This is a genomic window from Streptomyces sp. NRRL F-5122, from assembly GCF_001507435.1.
Classification (GTDB): Bacteria; Actinomycetota; Actinomycetes; order Streptomycetales; family Streptomycetaceae; genus Streptomyces; species Streptomyces lannensis.
Genome location: NZ_LMWH01000001.1, coordinates 41,134 through 63,719 on the forward strand (window position 1 = coordinate 41,134; position 22,586 = coordinate 63,719).

20 protein-coding genes and 2 pseudogenes are annotated in these 22,586 nt (G+C 71.1%); 10 read left to right on the forward strand and 12 right to left on the reverse strand.

Annotated features, from left to right (window positions below; genetic code table 11):
- Positions 1-100: 100 nt before the first annotated feature.
- The gene (locus ADL25_RS00155) at positions 101-1,519 is read right to left on the reverse strand and encodes a hypothetical protein (RefSeq protein ID WP_059125482.1); all 1,419 of its coding nucleotides are present in this window, start codon (positions 1,517-1,519) and stop codon (positions 101-103) included.
- A gap of 301 nt (positions 1,520-1,820) precedes the next feature.
- Positions 1,821-2,213: an ankyrin repeat domain-containing protein gene (locus ADL25_RS00160; protein ID WP_059125483.1), complete on the reverse strand. Its 393-nt coding sequence runs from the start codon at positions 2,211-2,213 to the stop codon at positions 1,821-1,823.
- Positions 2,214-2,548: 335 nt separating this feature from the next.
- Here ADL25_RS00160 and ADL25_RS00165 point away from each other — a divergent pair, with 335 nt between their 5' ends.
- Complete coding sequence (locus tag ADL25_RS00165) at positions 2,549-2,743, forward strand: hypothetical protein (RefSeq protein WP_059125484.1); 195 nt, start codon at positions 2,549-2,551, stop codon at positions 2,741-2,743.
- Between the two features lie 37 nt (positions 2,744-2,780).
- Positions 2,781-4,322, forward strand: coding sequence for a hypothetical protein (locus ADL25_RS00170; protein WP_059125485.1), 1,542 nt, complete (start codon positions 2,781-2,783; stop codon positions 4,320-4,322).
- Positions 4,323-4,389: 67 nt separating this feature from the next.
- On the opposite strand, the gene ADL25_RS00175 is transcribed toward ADL25_RS00170, so the two are convergent.
- Positions 4,390-5,889, reverse strand: coding sequence for a PLP-dependent aminotransferase family protein (locus ADL25_RS00175; RefSeq protein WP_059125486.1), 1,500 nt, complete (start codon positions 5,887-5,889; stop codon positions 4,390-4,392).
- Positions 5,890-6,001: 112 nt separating this feature from the next.
- Here ADL25_RS00175 and ADL25_RS00180 point away from each other — a divergent pair, with 112 nt between their 5' ends.
- From ADL25_RS00180 to ADL25_RS00195, 4 genes are all read left to right on the forward strand, one after another.
- Positions 6,002-6,655: a YczE/YyaS/YitT family protein gene (locus ADL25_RS00180; RefSeq protein ID WP_059125487.1), complete on the forward strand. Its 654-nt coding sequence runs from the start codon at positions 6,002-6,004 to the stop codon at positions 6,653-6,655.
- On the forward strand, positions 6,652-7,419 hold the full coding sequence (locus ADL25_RS00185; RefSeq protein ID WP_059125488.1) for a glycerophosphodiester phosphodiesterase: 768 nt from the start codon (positions 6,652-6,654) through the stop codon (positions 7,417-7,419). The genes ADL25_RS00180 and ADL25_RS00185 overlap by 4 nt, the downstream gene beginning before the upstream one ends.
- A 44-nt stretch (positions 7,420-7,463) precedes the next feature.
- The gene (locus ADL25_RS00190) at positions 7,464-8,810 is read left to right on the forward strand and encodes an MFS transporter (protein ID WP_059125489.1); all 1,347 of its coding nucleotides are present in this window, start codon (positions 7,464-7,466) and stop codon (positions 8,808-8,810) included.
- A gap of 255 nt (positions 8,811-9,065) precedes the next feature.
- On the forward strand, positions 9,066-9,440 hold the full coding sequence (locus ADL25_RS00195) for an RNA polymerase-binding protein RbpA (protein WP_009187548.1): 375 nt from the start codon (positions 9,066-9,068) through the stop codon (positions 9,438-9,440).
- Positions 9,441-9,550: 110 nt separating this feature from the next.
- Here ADL25_RS00195 and fxsA read toward each other — a convergent pair whose 3' ends face one another.
- The 4 genes from fxsA to ADL25_RS00215 all read right to left on the reverse strand — a co-directional run bounded on the left by fxsA (position 9,551) and on the right by ADL25_RS00215 (position 13,773).
- Positions 9,551-10,117 carry an FxsA family membrane protein gene (gene fxsA / locus ADL25_RS00200; RefSeq protein WP_059125490.1) on the reverse strand — a complete coding sequence of 189 codons (567 nt, stop codon included), beginning with the start codon at positions 10,115-10,117 and terminating at the stop codon, positions 9,551-9,553.
- Positions 10,118-10,263: 146 nt separating this feature from the next.
- Positions 10,264-11,058, reverse strand: coding sequence for a polyprenol monophosphomannose synthase (locus ADL25_RS00205; protein WP_059125491.1), 795 nt, complete (start codon positions 11,056-11,058; stop codon positions 10,264-10,266).
- A gap of 611 nt (positions 11,059-11,669) precedes the next feature.
- Positions 11,670-13,286 (reverse strand): amidohydrolase, encoded by a 1,617-nt coding sequence (locus ADL25_RS00210; RefSeq protein WP_059125492.1) that lies wholly within the window; start codon positions 13,284-13,286, stop codon positions 11,670-11,672.
- Positions 13,287-13,332: 46 nt separating this feature from the next.
- Positions 13,333-13,773, reverse strand: coding sequence for an Lrp/AsnC family transcriptional regulator (locus tag ADL25_RS00215; RefSeq protein WP_059125493.1), 441 nt, complete (start codon positions 13,771-13,773; stop codon positions 13,333-13,335).
- A gap of 269 nt (positions 13,774-14,042) precedes the next feature.
- Here ADL25_RS00215 and ADL25_RS00220 point away from each other — a divergent pair, with 269 nt between their 5' ends.
- Positions 14,043-14,471 (forward strand): hypothetical protein, encoded by a 429-nt coding sequence (locus ADL25_RS00220; protein ID WP_059125494.1) that lies wholly within the window; start codon positions 14,043-14,045, stop codon positions 14,469-14,471.
- Between the two features lie 279 nt (positions 14,472-14,750).
- Entirely contained in the window at positions 14,751-15,014 is a 264-nt protein-coding gene (locus ADL25_RS52060; protein WP_079050095.1) for a hypothetical protein, read from the forward strand.
- Here the strand turns inward: ADL25_RS52060 and ADL25_RS00225 are convergent.
- Positions 14,977-16,155 carry an acyl-CoA dehydrogenase family protein gene (locus tag ADL25_RS00225; protein ID WP_059125495.1) on the reverse strand — a complete coding sequence of 393 codons (1,179 nt, stop codon included), beginning with the start codon at positions 16,153-16,155 and terminating at the stop codon, positions 14,977-14,979. The genes ADL25_RS52060 and ADL25_RS00225 overlap by 38 nt on opposite strands.
- A gap of 336 nt (positions 16,156-16,491) precedes the next feature.
- On the opposite strand from ADL25_RS00225, the pseudogene ADL25_RS00230 reads away from it, so the two are divergent.
- A pseudogene (locus ADL25_RS00230) lies at positions 16,492-17,725 on the forward strand (glycoside hydrolase family 18 protein).
- A gap of 57 nt (positions 17,726-17,782) precedes the next feature.
- On the opposite strand, the gene ADL25_RS00235 reads toward ADL25_RS00230, so the two are convergent.
- The 4 genes and pseudogenes from ADL25_RS00235 to ADL25_RS50180 all read right to left on the reverse strand — a co-directional run.
- Positions 17,783-18,442 (reverse strand): TetR/AcrR family transcriptional regulator, encoded by a 660-nt coding sequence (locus tag ADL25_RS00235; protein WP_059125496.1) that lies wholly within the window; start codon positions 18,440-18,442, stop codon positions 17,783-17,785.
- A 139-nt stretch (positions 18,443-18,581) separates the two neighbouring features.
- Positions 18,582-18,728, reverse strand: a complete 147-nt coding sequence (locus tag ADL25_RS47825) for an SCO1431 family membrane protein (RefSeq protein WP_107116465.1) — start codon at positions 18,726-18,728, stop codon at positions 18,582-18,584.
- Between the two features lie 159 nt (positions 18,729-18,887).
- A complete protein-coding gene (locus ADL25_RS00240) occupies positions 18,888-20,249 on the reverse strand; it encodes a peptidase C39 family protein (protein WP_059125497.1) in 1,362 nt (453 codons plus the stop codon).
- A gap of 284 nt (positions 20,250-20,533) precedes the next feature.
- Positions 20,534-21,065 (reverse strand): annotated as a pseudogene (locus ADL25_RS50180) (amino acid permease); the annotation flags it as partial.
- A gap of 652 nt (positions 21,066-21,717) precedes the next feature.
- Between ADL25_RS50180 and ADL25_RS00245 the strand changes: the two are divergent.
- Positions 21,718-22,338 carry a uridine kinase family protein gene (locus tag ADL25_RS00245; RefSeq protein WP_107116466.1) on the forward strand — a complete coding sequence of 207 codons (621 nt, stop codon included), beginning with the start codon at positions 21,718-21,720 and terminating at the stop codon, positions 22,336-22,338.
- The last annotated feature ends 248 nt before the right edge of the window (positions 22,339-22,586 follow it).

Genomic DNA, 22,586 nt, shown 5'->3' on the forward strand with positions numbered 1-22,586 from the left:
TCGATCTTTCCGGACGGGGAACGTCCTGTGAGCGTTGGGCTGCGTCGCCGGGCAGGTCAGCCCTCGTCCATACGTTCCTGACCCATGAGTCACCGACCGTTCATACGGTTGGCATGTCCGGGCCGATGCGGCTGCGAACGGCTGTCTGGACTTCGGCCTCCTCGGCCGGATCCGCGGCGAGCCTGCGGAGCCGCTCGACGACGCGTGTGTCCCCGGTCTCGGCGTGCCGTGCGGCGACCTCGCGGGTGGATTCCTCGCAGTCCCAGAGGCACTCGACGGCGAACCCCGCGGCGAAGGAGGGATCCGTGGCGGCCAGGGCGCGGGCGGCGCGGCCGCGGAGATGGGACGACGCGGTCTCGCGGTAGACATGGCGCAGTACCGGCGCGGCACAGGCGATTCCCAGCCGTCCGGCGCCGTCGACGAGGGTCCACAGGGTCGGCGCGTCGGGGCCCTCGCCCCGGACCCCCTCGCGCAGTGCGGCGAGCACCAGGTCGCTGTCCTGTGCGCCGCCGCGGCAGGCGAGCATGCGCCCGGCGGCCGCGCCCAGGGCGTCCGGCCGGCGGGCCCAGCCGCGCGCCCGGTCGACGGCGGCCATACTGCGCATCCGTTCGAAGGCGTCCACGGCCGCGTCGACGACGAGAGCGGACCCGGAGGCCACGGCGGCCTCGATCAGGTCGAGGGCCTCGGCGTCGTTGCTGTCGGCGAGGTAGCGCAGGGCGGTACACCGGGCCCCGTCCTCGCCGAAACGGGCGGCCTCGACGATCTCCGGCCGGTCCTCGGGACCGGCGACGGCACTGAGGCAGCGGGCCGCGGGCACATGGAGCACGGCACCGCGTTCGATGCCCTGCTGGGCCCAGTCGAAGACCGCCTGCACGCTCCACCCCGGCCGGGGGCCCTGCGACTGCATCTGCCGCTGCCAGCGGTCGAAACAGCCCGCCTCCTGCGCGGCACGCACACGCGTGGCGACGGACGGGCGCGAGTCGTCCGCCCACAGCCGCCAGGGCCGTGGCTCGAAGGCGTCCCGGACGGCGACCGCGAGTTCGGCCTCACCCTCGGCATCGGCCGGGAAACGGGCCAGGACGGGAGCGGCGAGGGCCCGCAGCCCCGCGTCGTCGTCGCGCAGCGCGAGTTCGTCCAGGGCCCAGGCCCAGTTGGAGCCCGAGGCCGCGTACCTGCGCAGCAGTTCCAGCGCATCACGCCTGCCGTACGACGCGAGGTGCCCGAGGACCGCGAGGGTGAGTCCCGTGCGGCACTCGTCGGTGTCGAGGACGTCCTCGGCGCTGAAGAGGTGTGCCTCGATGTCGTCCAGCTCGCCGTGCAGATCGAGGTAGAGCCGGGCGTAGTAGAGGGAGCGGTTCTCCACCTGCCAGTCGTGGCGGGGATCACGCAGCACGCAGTGGTTGAGAGCCGCGAGCGCTTCGGCTCGCGGTGCGGTGAGCGCGTGCAACGTACCGTCGCCGCGGCCCCTCTGGAGGAGGCCGAGCAGGGTACCGCTGGGCGCTATGACCGGTTCGAACATGGGAAACAGCCTCACATCAAGCGTCGACGCAACCGGGGGACACGCACTACCTGGTCGCGTGACAACACGTCGGGGCGCCCGCCGTCGCTTGCTTGTTGTAGACCATCTTCCTCTGCCTCTCGTCGGTGGCCCATGCGGACCGCATCACGGTCCGCGCGGTGCGGCAACACCTGCCCAGCCATCGCGTCCGTGATTCACGACGTCATGATGACTCGGCGTCTCGCGCTGCCGCGACCTTATTTCGGGCGGCCCCGTACCGCCTCCCCCGTTTTCGTTGTCTTTGCTGGTCAGAGCATACGGATCAGGGCTCGCCGAACAGTTCGAGCAAGTCGCTCCTGCCGAACATCCGGGCGGTGTCGACGGCCGACGGCGTGCCCGCGGACGGGTCGGCGCCGCCGTCCAGCAGGACCCTGATGACCTCCGGCTCGCCCTTGAAGACCGCTCCGGCGAGCGGGGTCTGGCCCCGGTCGTTGACCCGGTCGGCCTCGGCGCCGCGCTCCAGCAGGGCCCGGACGGCGTCCGCGTGTCCGTGGTAGGCGGCGAGCATCACGAGCGAGTCACCGCGGTCGTTGGTGAGGTCGGCCGGAACGCCCGCGTCGACGTACGCCACGAGCGCCTCGGTCTCGCCTCGGCGCGCAAGATCGAAGATCTTGGTCGCCAGCTCCACGACCTCGGGGTCGGGGGCGTCACTCATCGGACGGACCGCCTCTCACTACGGCTGCTGGGGACTGCGGGAGCGCACGACGGCGAGCGGGGCGGTCGCACGCGCCTCGTACAGCGGCGAGCGGTGACGCCGTACGGGTGAATCGCCAGCGTACTGGCTTCGGCGGCACATGGCGGGCGCCGCACCCGGCAAAGGTCACGACAGTGCCCGGTGAGCGCAACGGACCGGCCCGAAGTGCGCAGGACAGCGCCGCCATCCGGCGGAAATCAATGCAATTTCACCCACTTGCAGCTTTTATCCTATGGATACATTCTGTGAGCCTGGAAGGACTCATGGTGACTGTCCCCGTGAACCAGGAGAGAGCAATGATCCTCAACATCTCTGGCGTTGTACTGCTCGGCAGCGTCGTCTTCCTGTTCTGCCGCAACCACGGCCTGAAGGGTTCCCACGCCACGGTCTGCGGGCTCTTCGGCTTCTACCTCTCGAGCACCGCCGTGGCCCCGAGCATCAAGGCCGGGGGCGCGAGCCTCGCGAGCCTGCTGGGCGGGCTCAATTTCTGACCCCGCCCACCTTCCGCACGCACCCCAGGAGCAACACGTGGCCCGGCGCCCCCTCCCCCGCATTCTCACCAACGGCAGCGCGCAGATCGCCCGCGGCCGGGAGCTGGCCCGAACGGCCGCAGGCGGCGCCACCGATGTCCTCCACCCGCTGATCACCATCTCGCGCGGTCTGCGCCGGCTGGCCCTGGCCGGACGGCGCAAGTGGACGGAGACGCCGAAGGACCGGCGGGGACCGCTCCTCTTCCTGGCCGCATCGGTGATCCTGGTCGTGGCCCTGATGCCCTACGGGCCCCTGCTGGCCGGCATCGTCCTCATGGCGGCGGCGGGATGGCAGGGCCGCGAGCGCAGATCGGCGCAGCCGAATGGCCCGAGCGACGCCCAGACCCAGCGTCTGCAGTCGCTCTACGAGGCGCTCGTGCCCTACTTCTCGGTGGCCGAGGACCCGGCTCCGATGTACGCGCCCGGCGGGGACTGGACCCGGACGCTGTCCTCGTTCGAGTTCGACGGGACCGGCCGCATCTCGCACCTCCTCATCCGCTACCCCGCCTACTTCACGGACGGCGAGGCCGAATCGCGTGCACGGATCGAGCAGCTCGTGCACGCGAAGTCGGGGCGCGGCCGCGAGTACCACTTCCAGTGGGACGAGGAGGCCAACGAACTGACCGTGACCGTGCTGCCCCCCCTGCCCACCGACATCGCCGCGCAGCGCTTCGTGACCGCGCCCGGCGAGACGGTGCTCGGGTTCACCGACCCCACCGGTGTCCAGCGCACGCTCCCCCTCACCCAGGGCGAGGAGCAGCGCGATGTCCCTCCGGTGGTGTGGCGCACGGGACCCCGCTCCACCGAGCCGCATCTGCTCATCGCCGGCGGGCCCGGCAGCGGTACGACGACGCTGATGCGCTCGATCGCCCTCCAGGCACTGCAGTACGGGGACGTGCTGATCGTCGAGGGCGCCGGCACCGGCGAGTACGCGTGCCTGACGGGCCGGGACGGTGTGCTCGCCGTCGAGTCCGGCCTCGCCGGGGCGGTGGCGAGCCTGGAGTGGGCGACCCACGAGACGGAACGGCGCCTGATCGCGGCGAACCGGGCCCGGCAGGCCGGACAGCCGCCGCCCGACGACGTCAAGCGCCCGCTGTGGATCCTGCTGGACCGGTCGAGCGTGCTGGGGCACCTCGCGGCGGCGGACGGTGGCAGGGATCCGCTCGCGCTGCTCCAGGTGCCCCTGCGGCACGGCCGCGCCGCGAACGTCACGGTCGTGGTCGCCGAGCAGTTGGACGGCCTCGACGGTCTGTGCGACGCCGTACTCCGGCACACCCGCGCCCGTGTGGTGCTCGGCTGCGCCACCTCCGGCGAACTCGAGGCGGTGCTGGGCGTGCCGCCGCACACCACGCCCACCAGGGACGTTCCACCGGGCCGCGGCTACGCCCGCCTGGGCACCGGCCCGGTCCACCGCCTCCAGGTGCCGGCCACCCCGGATCCGTACGACGACGCGACCAGCGAACGCCATCGGCAGGCGGTCCTCGGGCTGCTGCCGCGGCGGAACAGCCCGGCGGTGGAAGCGGTTCCGGCGGAGGGCTGAACCGGCGCCGGGGCCCGGCCTCCCCGGCGCCCGCGCACGGCCGCGCCTGCGTACGCCCGGGTGCGGCTCAGGCGACGAAGGTGCGCGGCGCCTCGGCCGGTCCCGACACCCCCGTCTCGACCAGGTGTGCCGCGGCCGCGAGGCGCACCGCCGCCTCCTCCGCCACGGCACCGCCCACCGTGAACGGCAGCCGCACATATCCCTCGAACGCGCCGTCCACGCCGAAGCGCGGCCCCGACGGCACCCTGACGCCGACCCGTTCACCGGCCTCGGCGAGACGGGATCCCGACAGACCGCCGGTGCGCACCCACAGGGTCAGACCGCCCCGCGGCACCGAGAACTCCCAGGAGGGCAACTGCGTACGTACCGCGGCGACCAGGGCGTCCCGGTTCTCCCGGGCCTGCTTGCGCCGCAGTTCCACCGCCTGCTCCCAGCCGCCCGTGCTGAGCAGCCAGTGCACGGCCAGTTGCTCCAGCACCGGTGTGCCCAGGTCGGCATAGGCGCGGGCCGCGACCAGGCTGCGGATCACATCGGGGGCGGCACGCACCCAGCCGATGCGCATGCCCGCCCAGAAGGCCTTGCTCGCCGAGCCCACGGTGATCACGGAGGAGCCCGCCGGGTCGAAGGCGCTCACCGGACGCGGCATCTCCAGATCGTCCTCCAGGTACAGCTCGCTCATCGTCTCGTCGACGACCAGGACCGTCCCGGCGGAGCGGGCCGCCTCCACCAGGCGGCGGCGCTGGTCCTCGTCGGCCAGTGCGCCCGTCGGGTTGTGGAAGTCCGCGACGACATAGGCGAGTCGGGGCGCGGCCTCGCGCAGTACCTGGCGCCAGCGGTCCAGGTCCCAGCCGCGAAGACCTTCGCTCATCGCCACGGGGACCAGGCGGGCGCCCGCCTCCCGCATCAGCTGGAGGATGTTGGCGTACGACGGCGACTCGACGGCGATGCGCTCGCCTCGGCCGGCGAAGAGGTGGCAGATCGCGTCCATGGCGCCCATGGCGCCCGTGGTCACCATGATCTGCTCCGGCATGGTCGGGATGCCGCGCCGGGTGTAGCGCTCGGCGATCATGGAGCGCAGCGCGGGCAGACCGGCCGGGTAGTCCCCGTGGGTGTGCGCGTACGGGGGCAGCTCCTCCAGCGCCCCTTGCACGGCGCGGGTGAGCCACGGCTCGGGTGCGGGCAGGGCCGCGCAGCCGAGGTCGATCATCGAGCCCAGGGCCTCGGGCGGCAGCGGTTCGAGTCCCCGCGCCGGAAGCGGGTTGCCGGCGGGCACGGCGGTCCAGCTGCCGGCCCCGCGGCGGGACTCCAGGAATCCCTCGGTCCGCATCGCCTCGTACGCGGCCGCGACCGTCGTACGGCTGACGGACAGGGCGAGCGCCAGTTCCCGCTCGGCGGGCAGCCGGGCGGCGACGGGCACGCGGCCCTCCAGCACCAGGAGCCGGATGCCGTCGGCGAGCGCGCGATAGGCGGGCGGGCGACGGGTGCCGGGGCCCGCGGGACGGTCCTGCTGGGAGTTGAGCAGTCGGGCGAGCTGCGCCGCACCCACCGCCGAGGTCCACTGCGCCATGACTTCCGGTCCACCTTCCCTGAATTGGCCATGGTTGGCTTGTCTTTCCAAGCCACAGAGTGTCATGCATCAGGCCACTGCCACCACAGGGGGGTTCGTTTTGTTCACTGGCATGTCCACGAAGATCCGGCTCGGGCGGCGGCTGGTCCAGTTGTACGCGGGTCTCGCGCTCTACGGCGCGAGTTCCGCCCTCCTCCTCGAGGCGGGCCTCGGCCTCGAACCGTGGAACGTCCTGCATCAGGGACTGTCGAAGCTGACGGGGCTCAGCATGGGCCTGGTGCTGACCATCGTGGGCGCCGCCGTCCTGCTGCTGTGGATCCCCCTGCGCCAGCGCCCCGGTCTCGGCACCGTCTCCAACGTCCTCGTGATCGGCTTCGCCATGGACGCCACCCTGGCCGTGCTCCCCGACGTGCGCGCCCTGGCCGTACGGGTTCCCCTTCTTCTGGCGGGTGTCGTGCTCAACGGCGCGGCGACCGGCCTCTACATCGCGGCGGACTTCGGACCGGGTCCGCGCGACGGCCTGATGACCGGTCTGCACCGGCGCACCGGCCGCTCGATCCGGCTGATCCGCACGGCCGTCGAGGTCGCCGTCGTCGTGACCGGGTTCGCCCTCGGGGGCACCGTCGGCGTCGGGACCGTGCTGTACGCGCTGACCATCGGCCCGCTGGCCCAGCTCTTCCTGCGCGTGTTCGCCGTCCCCGCGGCATCGGCGCGCAGCACGGTCGTTGCCACCGGGCAACCGGAGGGAGCGATACTGCACCGGTGACGACCCTGATACGCCACCCCTATCTCGACCACCCCGGCCCCATCCCCTTCGCCCACCGGGGCGGGGCCGGGGACGGTCTGGAGAACACCCTGGCCCAGTTCCGGCGCGCCGTGGCGGCGGGCTACCGGTACATCGAGACGGATGTGCACGCCACCGCCGACGGGAAGCTGGTGGCGTTCCACGACACGACGCTCGACCGGGTGACGGACGGGGCCGGAAGGATCGCGGACCTGCCCTGGGAGGACGTGCGGCAGGCGCGCGTGGCGGGCAGCGAGCCGGTGCCCCTCTTCGAGGACCTGCTCGAGGAGTTCCCCGAGGTGCGCTGGAACGTCGACATCAAGGCGGAGCCCGCCCTGCGCCCCCTGCTGGACCTGATCGAGCGCACGGACAGCTGGGACCGGATCTGCGTCGGCTCGTTCTCGGAGTCCCGCGTCGTGCGCGCCCAGCGCCTGGCGGGTCCGCGCCTTGCGACGTCGTACGGCACGCGGGGCGTGCTGGGTCTGCGGCTGCGCTCCTGGGGCATACCGGCGGGGCTGCGCCGCTCGGCGATAGCCGCCCAGGTCCCGGAGTCCCAGTCGGGCATCCCCGTGGTGGACCGCCGCTTCGTGCGCGCCGCTCATGCGCGAGGGCTCCAGGTGCACGTGTGGACGATCAACGAACCCGATCGTATGCACCGGCTCCTGGACCTGGGAGTGGATGGCATCATGACCGATCACATCGGCACGCTGCGCAAGGTCCTCGAGGACCGGGGCACCTGGGTCTGAACGCCCCGCGCACGATCACGTTCCACGGGGAAGCGAGGGCACGGGTGGGCACCGACACCCTGCGGGCAGTGGCGGCGGACGACCCCGCCGAGCGGCGGCGCGAACAGCGCGGCTGGTACTTCTACGACTGGGCGTGCTCCGTCTACTCGACGAGCGTGCTGACCGTGTTCCTCGGCCCCTATCTCACCTCGGTGGCCAAATCGGCGGCGGACGCGGACGGTTACGTCCACCCGCTTGGCGTACCGGTCCGCGCGGGATCCTTCTTCGCGTACTCGGTCTCCGCCTCCGTCGTCGTCGCGATCCTCGTCATGCCGCTCGCCGGGGCGGCCGCCGACCGCAGCGGACGCAAGAAGCCGCTGCTCGGCCTCTGCGCGTACCTGGGTGCCGCGGCCACCACCGGGATGTTCTTCCTGGACGGACAGCGCTATCTGCTCGGCGGCCTCCTGCTGATCGTCGCGAACGCTTCGGTGGCCGTCTCGATGGTGGTCTACAACTCCTATCTCCCGCAGATCGCACCGCCCGAGGAGCGCGACGCGGTCTCCTCACGCGGCTGGGCCTTCGGTTACGCGGCCGGTTCTCTGGTCCTGGTAGCGAACCTGGTCCTGTTCACGGCCCACGACTCCTTCGGCGTCTCGGAGTCCACCGCGGTCCGCATCTGCCTGGCCTCGGCGGGCATCTGGTGGGGCGCCTTCACGCTGGTGCCGCTGCGGCGGCTGCGGGACCGCCGTACGACGTCCTCGGCGCCCGCGGTGCACGGCTGGCGGCAACTGGCGGCGACGGTCCGCGACATGCGCGGGAAGCCGCTCACCCTCGCCTTCCTGCTGGCGTACCTCATCTACAACGACGGCATCCAGACCGTCATCTCCCAGGCGTCGGTGTACGGCTCCGAGGAACTGGGCCTCGGCCAGTCGACCCTGATCGCCGCCGTGCTGCTGGTGCAGGTGCTGGCGGTGGGCGGCGCCCTGGGGATGGGACGGCTGGCCCGCAAGTACGGGGCCAAGCGCACCATCCTCGGTTCACTCGTCGCCTGGACCGTGACGCTCGGCGCGGGCTACTTCCTGCCCGCCGGCGCACCCGTCTGGTTCTTCGTCCTGGCGGCCTGCATCGGAATGGTCCTCGGCGGCAGCCAGGCCCTGTCGCGCTCGCTCTTCTCCCATCTGGTGCCGCCCGGCAAGGAGGCCGAGTACTTCTCGGCCTACGAGATGAGCGACCGCGGCATGAGCTGGCTCGGACCGCTGCTGTTCGGACTCACCTACCAGCTGACCGGAAGCTATCGGGACGCGATCATCTCGCTGGTGGCGTTCTTCCTCATCGGATTCGTCCTGCTGGCCCGGGTCCCGGTGCGGCAGGCGGTGCGCGACGCGGGAAATCCGGTACCCGAGAGGATTTAGCACCTGACGGCAAAGGGCGGTAGTGTACGCGTTTGGCCTGCAAGGCGTACCGTTACTGCGCGTCAAAGGAGACGAGCCGCTGGGTGACATCTGCTGGCAGATGTGACAAACCGGGCGCTGGTGGGTACAACAAGGGGCGGCTACGACGGCGACGCATGACCCGGAACGGGAATCTTTACCGCCGACCGGACGTTGACCGGATGACGACGACAGCGACACCTGTCCTGTGGGCGACAAGCCCGGGAGGCACGATTCATGAGTGAGCGAGCTCTTCGCGGCACGCGCCTCGTGGTGACCAGCTACGAGACGGACCGCGGCATCGACCTGGCCCCGCGCCAGGCCGTGGAGTACGCATGCGAGAAGGGGCACCGCTTCGAGATGCCCTTCTCGGTCGAGGCGGAGATCCCGCCGGAGTGGGAGTGCAAGGTCTGTGGGGCCCCGGCACTCCTTGTGGACGGTGACGGCCCGGAAGAGAAGAAGGCCAAGCCGGCGCGTACGCACTGGGACATGCTGATGGAGCGACGCACCCGCGAGGAGCTCGAAGAGGTCCTCGAGGAGCGCCTGGCCGTTCTCCGCTCCGGCGCGATGAACATCGCCGTCCATCCGCGGGACAGCCGCAAGTCCGCGTAGTCCCGGCAGGGTCTGGCGGGATACGAACAACGCATGCGATGCCCGGTGGGCGCCGCACGTCGATGCGACGTGCGGCGCCCACCGGCGCATCGCGGGTGAGTACTGCGGCCTCAGCGGTTCAGCGGCGGACGCGGCTCCCCGGGCGCCGATGACGGCTCGTCCCTGATGACCTCACCCTGAACGACCTTTCCGTCGGGACGGTGAATACGAGCCTGCTGGAAGGCGTCACCGAAACTGCCGGGCGTCGCCTCGCGCAGCCTGCGGTCGATGGTGCGTTCCGCCGTACGGCTCACCGCCTTCTGGACCGGCGGAACAAGAAGCAGCAGCCCCAGCACGTCGGAGATCAGGCCCGGCAGCATCAGCAGCAGACCGCCGAGCATCATCAGACCGTTGCCGCCGCCGCCCTTGGGCTCCTCACCCGACTGCCGGGCCTGGAGCGTCTCACCGAGATTGCGGAACGCCCGGCGTCCGGCCCGCTTGATCACCACGGCCCCGAGCACGAAGCCGGCCACCAGCAACACGAACACCGTGAACCCGCCGGCCGCGCCCGCCACCAGCGTGAGCAGCCAGATCTCCAGCACCAGCCACGCGGCGACACCCAGCGGCAGGAACGTGCGCAGCCGGGAACGCCGTGGCCGGGAGGCGGAGTGAGGGGAAGCGGGGGCACCAGTCGTCATGGTCCCAGTGTGCCCAAAGCAGGCTCAATGCGGGATAAGGGGGTGACCAGCGGCGTTCGCCCGACGACCCGGCCGGCTTTCCCGGACGGGGACGACGGATGCCGCACCGGATCGACGTACGGCCCGCACTGGAGCCGCACCGCGGGCTAGGCGGACTTGCCGCGGCCGCTCAGCTTGGCGACGCGGTCGCCCACGCCCCACGCCGTGACCCGCCACAGCGCCTCGACGAGGATGTCGCGGCTCATCTTGGAGTCGCCGAGCTCGCGCTCGACGAAGGTGATCGGCACCTCGACGACGTGGTATCCCGCCTTGACGGCGCGCCGGGCCAGGTCGACCTGGAAGCAGTACCCCTGCGAGGCCACCTCGTCCAGTCCGAGCCCCTGAAGGGTCTCGCGGCGGAAGGCGCGGTAACCACCGGTGATGTCACGCAGCGGCAGATCCAGCGCGAGACGCGAGTAGAGGCTGCCCCCGCGGGAGATGAACTCCCGGCTCTTGGGCCAGTTCACCACTCGGCCGCCCGGCACCCAGCGGGAGCCCAGCACGAGGTCGGCCCCCTTGAGCGCGGTCAGCAGGCGCGGCAGCTCCTCCGGCTGGTGGGAGCCGTCGGCGTCCATCTCGATCAGTACGCCGTAGCCGTGCTCCATGCCCCAGCGGAAGCCGGCCAGGTACGCGGCGCCCAGGCCTTCCTTGCCCTTGCGGTGCAGCACCTGGACATGGTCGTCCTCGGCGGCCAGCTCGTCCGCGAGCTTGCCCGTGCCGTCGGGGCTGTTGTCGTCGGCCACGAGGACGTGCGCCTCAGGCACGGCCGACCGCACCCGGCCGACGATCGCCTTGATGTTCTCCGCCTCGTTGTAGGTCGGAATGATCACCAGGGCGGTGCCGAGCGGGCCGAACTGCCTCCCCTGGGCTCCTGCCGCGAGGGTCCCGTCGCCGTCGTTCACTGCTGCCCCTTCATGTCCGTTCGCAGAGCACCACCATAGTGGCCCCGGCCTGGGCCGACGGGACAGCTTGCACCCGTGGGGGTGTCGATTGCACAAGAGTCGGGTAAGAGCGGCCGCCGCGTCGTGCGCGTGCCCCGCGGGGCACCATCTCGACGGAAATCCACGCGCCGCGGGCGCAGCCCCGGTGTGCGCCCCAGCAAAGCCGCGCCACGGATCGGGGCCCGGCGCCCTTCGGGCCGACCTGGCACCCGCTGGCTGCGGGTCGACCGAAAGCCGTTGTCTACTGAACGCCCGGGCCCCACCCGGATCACACCATGCCGACCGACCGGAACGTTGCCCTCGCCGTGGCGCGGGCGCTGAGCCTGGCTCCCAGTGGTGGTGCGCCGGTGCGGCACACCATCCCTGACCCAGCGGCGCTCCGGCGACTGCGCGGAGGTTCTCCGGTCGGACGTCCGGTGGTGGACCCGGCCGAACCTACCGGCCCCCTGCGCCTCGCTGTCAACAACCGTTTGACCTGCGGTTATTTCAGCAAAGACCTGGTCAGGGCAGAGGATGCGCAGGTCGCGCCGCAGAATCGCGGCGCCTGATCGGCACCGCGCCACCCCGGGAGATCACTCGCCCGGGCGCACGAACACCGTCCGGCCGCCCACCACCGTGCGCAGGCACACCGGGAGTTCGGTGCCCGGGGTCAGATCGGGCAGGCCAGGGGTGCCGGAGCGGGGGTCCGTGGACCAGCGGGCGACCCGGTCGTCGGGGGCCTGGACGATCAGCTCGTCCGTGCGCCACACGGCGTAGTCCGCCGGGGCGCCGGGAACAAGCACCCCGGCGTCGTCCCGTCCGACGGCCCGCCAGCCGCCGCGGGTGTGCGCGGTGAACGCGGCACGTACGGAGACCCGGTGCCCGGGCGTGCGGTGGAAGGCGGCGGCGCGCACCGTGCCCCACGGGTCCAGCGGGGTGACGGGGCTGTCGGAGCCGAAGGCGAGCGGGACACCGGCGCGCAGCAGCGCCGCGAAGGGATTCAGGGTGCGGGCCCGCTCGGCACCGAGCCGCTGGGCGTACATGCCGTCGTCACCGCCCCACAGCGCGTCGAAGGCCGGCTGGACGGAGGCGGTCAGGCCGAGTTCGGCGAACGCGGCGACGGTCTCGGGGGTGAGCATCTCGGCATGCTCGACCCGGTGGCGGGCGGCCCGGACACGGGTGAGCCCCACCTTCTCGGCCGCGGTTCGCACGCCCTCGACCACGGCGACGACGGCGGCGTCACCGATCGCGTGGAAGCCCGCCTGGAGCCCGGCCTCGGTGCACGCGACGACGTGGGCGGCGACGGCCCCGGCGTCCAGGTACGCGATGCCCGTGTGGGCGGCGTCCGTGTAGGGCTCGTGCAGGCACGCGGTGTGCGAGCCGATGGAGCCGTCGACGAACAGGTCTCCGGCCGCGCCCACGGCACCCAGCCGCCGGGCCTTGTCCACGTCCTGTTCGGCCCAGTAGCCGACCACCCGGGGCCCGGGCTCCTGCGCGGCGAGCCGCAGCAGCCCGGCGAAGTCGTCCTCGGAGGAGATCTCCGGTCCGGCGCACTCGTGGACCGAACCGATACCGAGGGAGGCGGCGTGCGCGAGCGCGGCCCGCTGCGCCGCAGTGCGCTGGTCGGGGGTGACCGCCGCGTAGGCGGCGGCGCGCACGGCGTGGTGGGCGTCCCGGGTGAGCGGTTCCCCGTCGGCGAAACCGGCTTTGTCACGGACGCCCGGCGCCAGATCCAGCAGGGCCGTGGTGACGACGGCCGAATGGACGTCGATCCGGGTGAGATAGAGGGGACGGCCACCGGTCGCCTCGTCCAGTTCGTCCCGGCGGGGTGCCCGGCGCTCGGGCCAGCGGGCCGTGTCCCAGCCGTGGCCGAGGAGGACGCGGTCGTCCGGCCGGGCCGCGGCGAAGTCACGGACGAGGGCCAGGGCGGCCTGCAGGGAGGGCGCGCCGGACAGATCGAGCCCGGTGAGCGCGAGACCCGTGGCGGTGGTGTGCACATGCGCGTCCGTGAACGCCGGGGTGACGAGCGCGCCGTCGAGGTCGACGACCTCGTCCACGCCTGCCGCGAAGGCGTCGGCGGCCCCTTCGGAGCCGACCCAGGCGACCTGCCCGCGTTCGACGACCATGGCGGTCGCGAAGGGGTCGGCGGGGCTGTGGACTTCTCCTCGGCGCAACAGGACGGTCTGCTGCGGGGCGGTGCGCTCGTTCATGGGAACAGTCTCGCGCCTCGCCACCGCCGCCCCGCAGGCAGGTGGGTCAGACGCGGGGCGGCCGTGCCTCGTACGGGGTGGACAGCACGACCGTGGTGCGCGTGGACACGCCCGCGAGGGATCTGAGGCGCGCCAGAAGTTCCTCGAGCTCGTGGGGCGTGGACACACGGACCTTGAGGATGTAGTTCTCGTCGCCGGCGACGCTGTGGCAGGCCTCGATCTCGGGGACGCCGGCGAGACGCTCGGCGATGTCGTCGGGGGCGCTGGGGTCGAACGGTTTCACCGAGATGAAGGCGGTCATGGGCAACCCGATCGCCTCCGGGTCGACGACCGCGGCATACCCGCGGATGACACCGCGCTGCTCGAGCCGGCGCACCCGCTGGTGCACGGCCGAGGTGGACAGGCCCGTGGCCTTGCCCAGGTCCGTGTAGCTCATCCGCCCGTCCTTGACGAGCAGCTGCACGATCTGTCGGTCCAGCTCCTCCATGGCGCTAGAACCTACAGTGCGCCCGATCCCGCGGGCACCTCAGCGGTGCAGGTCATGGCCGGTTCGTGATGTTGCCGGGGCCGGCAGCCGGGTATGTCCCGAGGGCTTCGCTCCCCGGGTCCGGCACCCTCCGGCGGCATGTGACGAACGCCACAGTGTGCGAACAGGCTTCGTGATGTCTTCGTGATTACCGCCGTGACCCGACGGGAAGTGCTTGCTGTGGTCGAGGCCACAGCGCCGTACCGGCCCAGTCCGAGGGGGAGAATCCCATGCACAGTCTGAAGCGCCCTGGTCGTACCGCGTCCAAGCGGCAGCAGCCGGCCGTCGAGCCCGAGCCGGAGGGTGTCGAACCCGGCGACGACGAGTTCGACGCGTACGACACCTTCGAGATGTACCGGGTCTTCTGCCCGGACTGCGCGCAGCCCATCGCGCTTCTGGCGGACGAGGAGTTCCTCCCCGAGCACGCGCTGTGCGCCTCGCCCTGGAACCCGTTCGGTCTGACGGTCTGCCGCGGCACGGGCCGCGCGGCGTCCGACGCCCGTCCCGCGGACGAGTCCACGAAGCCCCAGGAGCAGGACACCGCGCTGCTGCTGACCCTCCCTCAGGGCCTTGACTGGCGCACGCAGCCGTTCTCCCACGTCGGCGGCCCGGCCTCGCGCCCGATGCGGATGCCCGTGCTGCGGGGCCAGGCCGCCTGACCCGCCCGCGCCACCCGTACGCGGCCGCCCGGGACCGCTCGACCTCCCTGCACGACGTCACGCACGGCGTGGTGCAGGACCGGGCCGTCCGGTTCGCAGGCTCCCCGCGTGCACGGTACGGCGGCCGGCGACCGCCGGGCGCGCCGCCGTACCGTGCACGCGGGGAGATCCCACGGCACGCCGGCGGGGTCGCGCCCCGCCCCCCGTACGGGACACCGGGGAACTCACGCTCGATTCCCCGGCCGGTGACCTGTGCACGGGGGCCGGCGTTTGCCTTGTATGACTCCGACGTATTCGGCGGCCGGGCGTCTGCGACGGGTGTTCGTTCCGGCACCCGTGGGAGCGCCTCCACCACCGCAGCCCCCGGACCCGCCCATCTACCGTGCGCTGATGCGGACCTGGGCCGACGGGGGGCGGACGCTCCCGGGGCACCACGACCCGGAGTGGGTGCGGCTCGCGGCGCCCCCCGGCGGCCTCGGTCGCCCTGCGGCGGGACAGGAGTCGTTCAGTGCGACTCGGGACCAGCGAGGTGACGGGCGATGACCATCCGCTGGATCTGATTCGTGCCCTCGACGATCTGCAGCGCCTTGGCCTCGCGCATGTACCGCTCGGCCGGGAAGTCGGCCGTGTAGCCGTACCCGCCGAGCACCTGGACGGCGTCGGTGGTGACCTTCATCGCGGTGTCGGTGCAGTGCAGCTTGGCCATGGCGGCCTGCTTGGCGAACGGCCGGCCCGCGTCGCGCAGCCGCGCGGCCGCCAGATACAGCGCCCGGCCGGCCTCGATCTGCGTCGCCATGTCGGCGAGCATGAAGCGCAGCCCTTCGAAGTCCGAGATCGGACGACCGAACTGACGCCGCCCCGAGGCGTACGCGAGTGCCTCGTCGAGGGCCGACTGGGCCAGTCCGATGGCGCAGGCGGCGATGCCGAGCCGCCCGGAGTCGAGCGCGGCCAGGGCGATCGCGAAGCCCTGCCCCTCCTCGCCGATGCGGCGGGCGTCGGGTACCCGCACACCGTCGAAGTGGACCTGTGCCGTGGGTGAGCCCTTCATGCCCATCTTCCGCTCGGGCAGCGCACCGCTCAGGCCCGCGGCGTCGCCGGGGACCAGGAAGGCGGTGATCCCCCGGGGGCCCTCCTCGCCGGTGCGCGCCATGACGGTGTAGAAATCGGCGATCCCGCCATGGGTGATCCACGACTTCGTGCCCGTGATCCGCCAGTCACCCCCCTGCTCGTCCCGGACGGCTCTGGTGCGCAGCGACGCCGCGTCCGATCCGGACGTGGCCTCGGAGAGGCAGTAGGCGCCGAGCAGACCGCCGCCGAGCATGGCGGGCAGGTGCTCGACCTGCTGCTGCTTGGTGCCGAAGTGGGCGACGGCATGACAGGAAAGGGTGTGGACACTGACCCCGAGGCCGACGGTGAGGCGGGCCGCGGCGAGCTCCTCGAGCACCTGGAGGTACACCTCGTACGGCTGGTCACCGCCGCCGTACTCGGAGTCGTAGGGCAGGCCGAGCAGCCCGGATTCGGAGAGCAGCCGGAACACCTCGCGCGGGAAGTGTCCCGCGTCCTCCTCCTCGGCCGCCTTCGGGGCGATCTCGTGCTGCGCGATGTCGCGGACGAGCGAGATCAGTTCCCGGGCCTCGTCCGTGGGCAATGGGCGATCCACCGGCTGCGGGGCGCGGTCGGGCATGGCGACGCTCTCCTCCCTGTCGGGCGCTTCGGCGGGAGGTGCGCCTTGGGTGTGGCGACTCCGCCGGGTCTCACTGGGCCTCGCCGATGCTCGCCGCTCCGGGTCTCGGCAGCTGCTGACCAGCGGCTGTGGCGCTGTGAGTATGCCCGATCGGAGGCATGGAGTCACCAGTTAACGACCGCTTACTCAAGGAAACGTCCCGGATCCCGAATTGGTCCGAACCACTGACCAACTGGTCTAGTCCTCCTAGGGTTCGGTCCACCGCTTCACCGCGTTCATGCCAATCGGCACGCGTTCAGTCAGCGCGCGTTCCCCTCTCCCCCACGAGGAGACACGATGCTCACACCCCACCGCTCGCGCGTCCGCTTCCGGGCGCTCGTGTCCGCCGCCTGCTGCGCCGTCCTCGGCGCCGGGCTGCTCGCCGGCGCGGGCACCGCGACCGCCACCACAAAAGGACCGGCGCGGACGGCCGCGGCCGGCTCCAAGGTCGTCGGCTACTTCACCGAATGGGGCACGTACGATCGCAAGTACTTCGTCAAGAACATCGAGACCTCCGGTTCCGCCGCGAAGCTCACCCACATCAACTACGCCTTCGGCAACGTCACGGGTGGCAAGTGCGCCGTGGGCGACTCCTACGCCGCCACCGACCGCGCCTACACCGCGGCCGAGTCGGTGGACGGCGTCGCCGACACCTGGGACCAGCCGCTGCGTGGCAACTTCAACCAGCTGCTGAAGCTGAAGAAGAAGCACCCGAACCTCAAGGTCCTCTGGTCGTTCGGCGGCTGGACGTGGTCGAGCGGCTTCGGCGAGGCGGCCGGCCGCGTTCGCGCAGTCCTGCTACGACCTGGTCAAGAACTCCAAGTGGGCGGGCGTCTTCGACGGCATCGACATCGACTGGGAGTACCCGAACGCCTGCGGCAACACCTGTGACACCAGTGGCCGGGAGGCGTTCAAGAACCTGATGGCGGCGCTGCGGTCGAAGTTCGGCTCAGGTGCGCCGGTCACCGCGGCCATCACGGCCGACGCCACGAGCGGCGGGAAGATCGACGCGGCGAACTACGCGGGAGCGGCCCAGTACGTCGACTGGTACAACCCGATGCCCTACGACTACTTCGGCGCCTGGGACGCCGCCGGCCCGACCGCCCCCCACTCGCCGCTGAACTCCTACGCGGGAATCCCGAAGGCGAACTACTACACCTCGGCGACCATCGCGAAGCTCACCGGGCTCGGCATCCCGGCGTCGAAACTGCTGCTCGGCATCGGCTTCTACGGCCGCGGCTGGACCGGGGTCACCCAGGCCGCACCGGGCGGCACCGCCACGGGCCCGGCGGCGGGCACCTACGAGCAGGGGATCGACGACTACAAGGTGCTCAAGACCAAGTGCCCTGCGACCGGCACCGTCGCCGGCACCGCCTACGCCAAGTGCGGCAGAAACTGGTGGAGTTACGACACCCCGTCGACCATCGCGACCAAGATGGCGTACAAGAACCAGCAGGGCCTCGGAGGCAGCTTCCTCTGGGAGCTGAGCGGTGACACCGCGAACGGAGAGCTGATCAAGGCGATCAACTGACCGGTGGAACAACAGCACCGGGGGCGGGGCCGCTGCGGCTGCCGCCCCACGGTGCGGTCAACCGTCGCGGCGGGCCGGTGGCGGCGCCGTGTACCGGGGTTCGAGCTCCTCGATGGCGCGCAGGGTGCCGCCGAGCGTCTTCACCAGCAGTTCGCGCATGGAGTCCCGGGTCAGCCCCGGGCGGGCGATCCAGTCCAGCGTCGCGCCCTCCACACTGCACACCCATGCGAAGAGCCCCATGCGTGCCAGCGGTGAGATGTCGCGCCGGCCGTACGCCCCCTCGGCGATGGTGGCGACGATCGCCTCGCGCACCCCGTCCCGGATGGCGTGTACCTGGGCGTCGAAACCGACGCCGCCGCTGACGATGGTGCGATAGGCGGACTGATGGTGCTCGGCATAGCGCAGATAGCGGTCGATGGTGCGGTGCACACGATCCACCGCCGGGAGTTCCAGACCGGCGGCCGCGGAGGTGACGAGGTCGGCCACCGAATCCTCGACAATGGCGAGGTAATAGCCGCGCTTCGATTTGAAGTAGTAGTAAATCAGCCCTTTGGCCACATGGGCATGGCGTGCGATGTCGTCCATCGACAGTGCGTCGTACGACGTGTCGGCGAACAACTTGCGCCCGATGGAGATGAGTTCGGCGCGGCGCGCCAGCGAGCGATCGGTGGCGCGCGCCTGCGGGCCTACGCCACCTCGCTGTTGACTGATATTCAATTTCGGCCAAGCCTCCGAATGCCAGCGGGACATCCGCAGTATTGCAGAACGACCCCACCGGTACGTTCGGCTCCGATCGATCGGATGAGGTGCTGTTCCGGAATTGCCGGCCGGCCCGGAAAACCCCGGACCGCTCGCGTCACATCAGGCCGAGCTGCGTGACGAGCATCGCGAGGACCGCGACGAGGACCCAGCCCAGGACATGCTCGACGATCTTCGGTCCGTCGTCCTTCGGGCCGCCCGTGCGGGCGCGGAGTCGGGCGGTGGTGGCTGAGATGGCGGTCATGGCAGCTCGCTGGTGTAGGACTGTGCGATGGACTCCCCCCACCGATGTGTCCACCTTGCCACCGCTATGCACCGACGTGGCGGAGAGCTTGGTCACACACCAGGGGCCCCCGGTCTCTCCCGGGGGCCCTGGGTGTTCATGGCCGGGATCCGCGCGGTGTCAGTGGACGCCCACCGCCGCGAGCGCGAGGCGCTGGTGCGCGGTGGGACGGGCGGGGAAGTACAGGTAGCAGACGCCGCCCGTACCGGACACGACGCTGCCGGAGGCGTTGTACCGCTTGGTCCGCAGCCAGATCGTCTCCCATTCGGCCCGCTTGTAGACCCGGCGCACCGCCTCGTCGCTCGGCGAGGCCGGATCGTTGGCGATCACGTCGCCGTCGGCGGTGAAGCCGATCACGGTCATCAGATGGCCCGAGGTCCCGTAGCCCGCCCCGGTCAGCTCCTCCTTCAGGAACGACTGCGACGTTATGGCCGGGATGCCCGCCGCGATCAGCGTCTCCAGGTCCTTCAGGGAGGACAGCCGGGTGACCACGCCCTGGAGGTCCTCGAACGTCGCCGCGTAGGCGGCGTTGAAGGGCCAGTTCCCGCAGCCCTGGTACTGGTAGTCGTAGGTGGACCGGGCGGCATGGCAGACCTGCGGGTCGGTGTACGACGGGTCGACCCAGGACAACTGCTCGGGGGTGGGCTTCCGGCCCCAGTACTCGATGATCATCTGCGAGGAGGTGGGGCTGCACCAGGCCTCGCCGCCGTTGTCGTACTCCGGGTACTGCCCCTTGTGGATCTCCTGCGAGTAGCGCGGGACGACCAGTTCCTTGGCAAGGCCGGGCTTCGAGGCGGGGACCGTGAAGCGGTCGGGGATCGCTGAGCCCATGGCGCCGATCCGCCACACCGTGGGGGTGAGCGGGGTGCCCGGCGTGCGGTAGAGCGTCAGGCGCAGCTGGTACGCCGCCAGGCGCAGACCCGACGCGGCGTCGGAGATGGCGAAGGTGTCGGTCCAGATGTCGCTCTTGCCGTCCGTCTGGTCGTCGACGGACGTCCGCCGGATGTCCTGGTCGCCGGCGGCCCAGCGGCCCATCACGTACCAGGGCGTATCCGTGCCGTCGGAGTAGGTGCCCTTGAGCTCCGCCTGGAGCCAGGTGCCGGCCGGGGTGTGCGCGTTCCACGAGGCGATGGCCTCGGTGGACGGGACCGACAGGACGTGCACCGGCGAGGTCCAGGTGGCGTACTCCCAGGATGCGGTCCTCCCCGTGTGCGGGTCGGTGTAGTCGGTGCGGCCCGCGGGCGTGGAGATCACCACGCCCGGTCGGGGCCCTGCCACGGCACGGACCCCTCGCGCGGAGCCGGTCCGCCACTGCGCGTACGAGGTCCAGGCACGGTTGTCCACGAGGCTCGGGGAGGCTTTCGTCGGCCCGCCGTCGGGCTCTGCGGCTGCGGCCGCGGGGCCCGCACCGGCGGTCGCGGCGGCCGCGGCGACCGCCGCGGCGAGGATGGTTCTGCGGGACGGCTCTGAAGCTCTCGTCATCGGTGGGTGACCCCCAGTTGTCCGGAAGCAGCGGTTCAGACGCACGATGTGGGCCAACTATGGCCGCCGTCCGGGGACTTCTGCCAGCACTTCGGCGAGGGACGCGCCCACCAATATTGGCATGGACCACTGGCATGACCTGGGATGCCCTGACTCCGACCCGCATGATCACCACGACTCCGTACGGCGCCCGACCGGGTGACGTGTCGGGCGGCGAACGGGCGAACGGGCGAACGGGTCCTGTGTGCCGGATTCACGGCACATTCAGACGAGGTCCATGGCCAGCCCCTGGACACGATGATCAGAGCCATGATCAGCACGGTCCGGTGCGCGGTCGGCTCGTACGAGGACCACTGCAGGTCCAGGACGGCCTGGACGAAGGTGGCGGCGTATCCGGTGGCCGCCGCGCCGCCCACCTGGCCCACGAAGTTGAGCCAGCAACGTGAACCAGGACCAGGCGCCCCGATGCCGTTTCGCAAGTTTCCCGGCCGAGAAATACAGCGCCCCGCCCGTCGGATAGGCGGATGCCACTTCCCCCCATTGCGGCACCGATGAAAAGCACCATGCCGGAGACGCCGATCCACCCGAAGACGAGAACAAGCGGGCCGCCCGCGCTCATACCGAATCCGAACGAGGAGAAAATTCCGGAGAGGATGTTGATGACGGTGAAGGACACGGCGAAATCGTCGAAGGCCCGGAACCTCGCGGTGAGTTTCCGTCGAAATCCCATGGCGTGAGTGTCGCGTCGTCGTCGATCGCGACGGAATCCCGGCCTGCGTGCCGCCTCGTACGAGACCCTGACATCCGTTCCGACACACCGGACATTTCTGTGTCGGGGATGGAATCGAGCCCGAAGAGGACGCGGCGGGCGCGCGAGAGCTGTTCCTCGGGATCGCCGAAGACGCTCCACGGCATGCGCAAAGCGTAGGGCGCCGCCAGGGGCCGGGCGGCGCGATCAGCGGTCCCTGTGGGGCGGGCTCGCGGATCTCGTGCAGCCGGACGAGTACCGGCCCGGCCACCCAGGCGGTGGGGTCCCGGGGCGCGAGGGCCGCCGCGCTTCACCTGCGTTCAGCGCGATGCGCTCCAGCGCACGGGCCCGCACGCCCACGCATACGCTCGCCGGCTCATGGTCGTCGGCCGCCGGATGCCACACATACTGCCCCTCGAACAACCCGCGGCGACACTCCCCTGTCCGTCCCGCTACGACTTGCCGCCGCCGTGCACCAGGCACCCTGCTCAGCGATGACCTCATCCGGAATGGCGATTCCCGAATAGTCGGTTGAACACGTTCTCTGGTCCGCCGGAGACAAAAAAGAACACGCCATTGATTGAGGCGACGACAGTTTAATGCGGCACTATTTCCGGAACCGCATCCGCGTCCGGACCGCCCTCCGGACCGTGCGGCCATGCGCCGCGCGTAGAATGTTCCAACGAAATATGCCCGCGCTCCTCGCTCCAGGGAATCGCCATTCACCTCCTCGCATCGTGCCTGCATCGGCTGCCCCCGTCCTGCGGTCCCGTGCGGCTCGTCGGCATCGACGGACACGCGGGCTCCGGAAAGTCCACGTTCGCCGGGCAGTTGGCGGCTGCACTCGGCGGCGCACCCGTACTGCACCTCGACGACATCGCCACGCACGAGGAGCTGTTCGCCTGGACGGAGCGACTGCTGCGCGAGGTGATCGAACCGCTCGGCCGCGGAGAGACGGCGCACTACCGCCCCTACAACTGGCGCACTCGGCGGTTCGGCCCGGCGCGGACCCTGCCGCCAGCCCCGGTGGTCCTGATCGAGGGAGTCGGTGCCGGCCGCCGGGCCCTGCGCCCCCGGCTGGCGCGGTTGCTGTGGATGGAACTGCCCCACGAGGAGGCCTGGGCCCGGGGACGGGCGCGGGACGACGACGAACAGAAGGCGTTCTGGACGGGATGGGTCGAGGCGGAGCGGCAGCACTTCGCGCGGGACCCGTCGCGCCCCTTCGCCGACCTCCTGGTGCGGCAGGGAGATAAGGGATACAAGGTACTTCCGGGACCTCAGAGAGGGCATGGTCCGGACCAGCTCCTCACCCACGGTGATGGGCCATCGGCAGTGTGCTGACCTCATGAAGGCCCTTGTGGGAGAACTTCCTTGAGTGCTTCGGGGCGGCTTGACCCGGGAGCCGTACAGGACTTACGTTCTCAATGTGCGGCTTTCACAGCCGCCCGCAAGACGCGAAGCCCCCGGTTGTTCCCCCGTGATCGGGGGCTTCGTTCTGCCCCGGAGGCGTTGCCTCGGGCGCCGGGAGCCGTGATTCGCTCACCCTCGGTCACCGCGCAGCGTGCGCCCCGTCTGCTCCCACCTCATCG

Coding starts and splice junctions, on each gene's coding strand:
- ADL25_RS00155 (WP_059125482.1), bottom strand. CDS start 1,519: ATGTTCGAACCGGTCATAGCGCCCAGCGGTACCCTGCTCGGCCTCCTC.
- ADL25_RS00220 (WP_059125494.1), top strand. CDS start 14,043: ATGCACAGTCTGAAGCGCCCTGGTCGTACCGCGTCCAAGCGGCAGCAG.
- ADL25_RS00240 (WP_059125497.1), bottom strand. CDS start 20,249: ATGACGAGAGCTTCAGAGCCGTCCCGCAGAACCATCCTCGCCGCGGCG.
- fxsA (WP_059125490.1), bottom strand. CDS start 10,117: ATGACGACTGGTGCCCCCGCTTCCCCTCACTCCGCCTCCCGGCCACGG.
- ADL25_RS00225 (WP_059125495.1), bottom strand. CDS start 16,155: ATGCCCGACCGCGCCCCGCAGCCGGTGGATCGCCCATTGCCCACGGAC.
- ADL25_RS00175 (WP_059125486.1), bottom strand. CDS start 5,889: ATGGCGCAGTGGACCTCGGCGGTGGGTGCGGCGCAGCTCGCCCGACTG.
- ADL25_RS00165 (WP_059125484.1), top strand. CDS start 2,549: ATGATCCTCAACATCTCTGGCGTTGTACTGCTCGGCAGCGTCGTCTTC.
- ADL25_RS00160 (WP_059125483.1), bottom strand. CDS start 2,213: ATGAGTGACGCCCCCGACCCCGAGGTCGTGGAGCTGGCGACCAAGATC.
- ADL25_RS00180 (WP_059125487.1), top strand. CDS start 6,002: ATGTCCACGAAGATCCGGCTCGGGCGGCGGCTGGTCCAGTTGTACGCG.
- ADL25_RS47825 (WP_107116465.1), bottom strand. CDS start 18,728: ATGACCGCCATCTCAGCCACCACCGCCCGACTCCGCGCCCGCACGGGC.
- ADL25_RS00210 (WP_059125492.1), bottom strand. CDS start 13,286: ATGAACGAGCGCACCGCCCCGCAGCAGACCGTCCTGTTGCGCCGAGGA.
- ADL25_RS52060 (WP_079050095.1), top strand. CDS start 14,751: ATGACTCCGACGTATTCGGCGGCCGGGCGTCTGCGACGGGTGTTCGTT.
- ADL25_RS00215 (WP_059125493.1), bottom strand. CDS start 13,773: ATGGAGGAGCTGGACCGACAGATCGTGCAGCTGCTCGTCAAGGACGGG.
- ADL25_RS00195 (WP_009187548.1), top strand. CDS start 9,066: ATGAGTGAGCGAGCTCTTCGCGGCACGCGCCTCGTGGTGACCAGCTAC.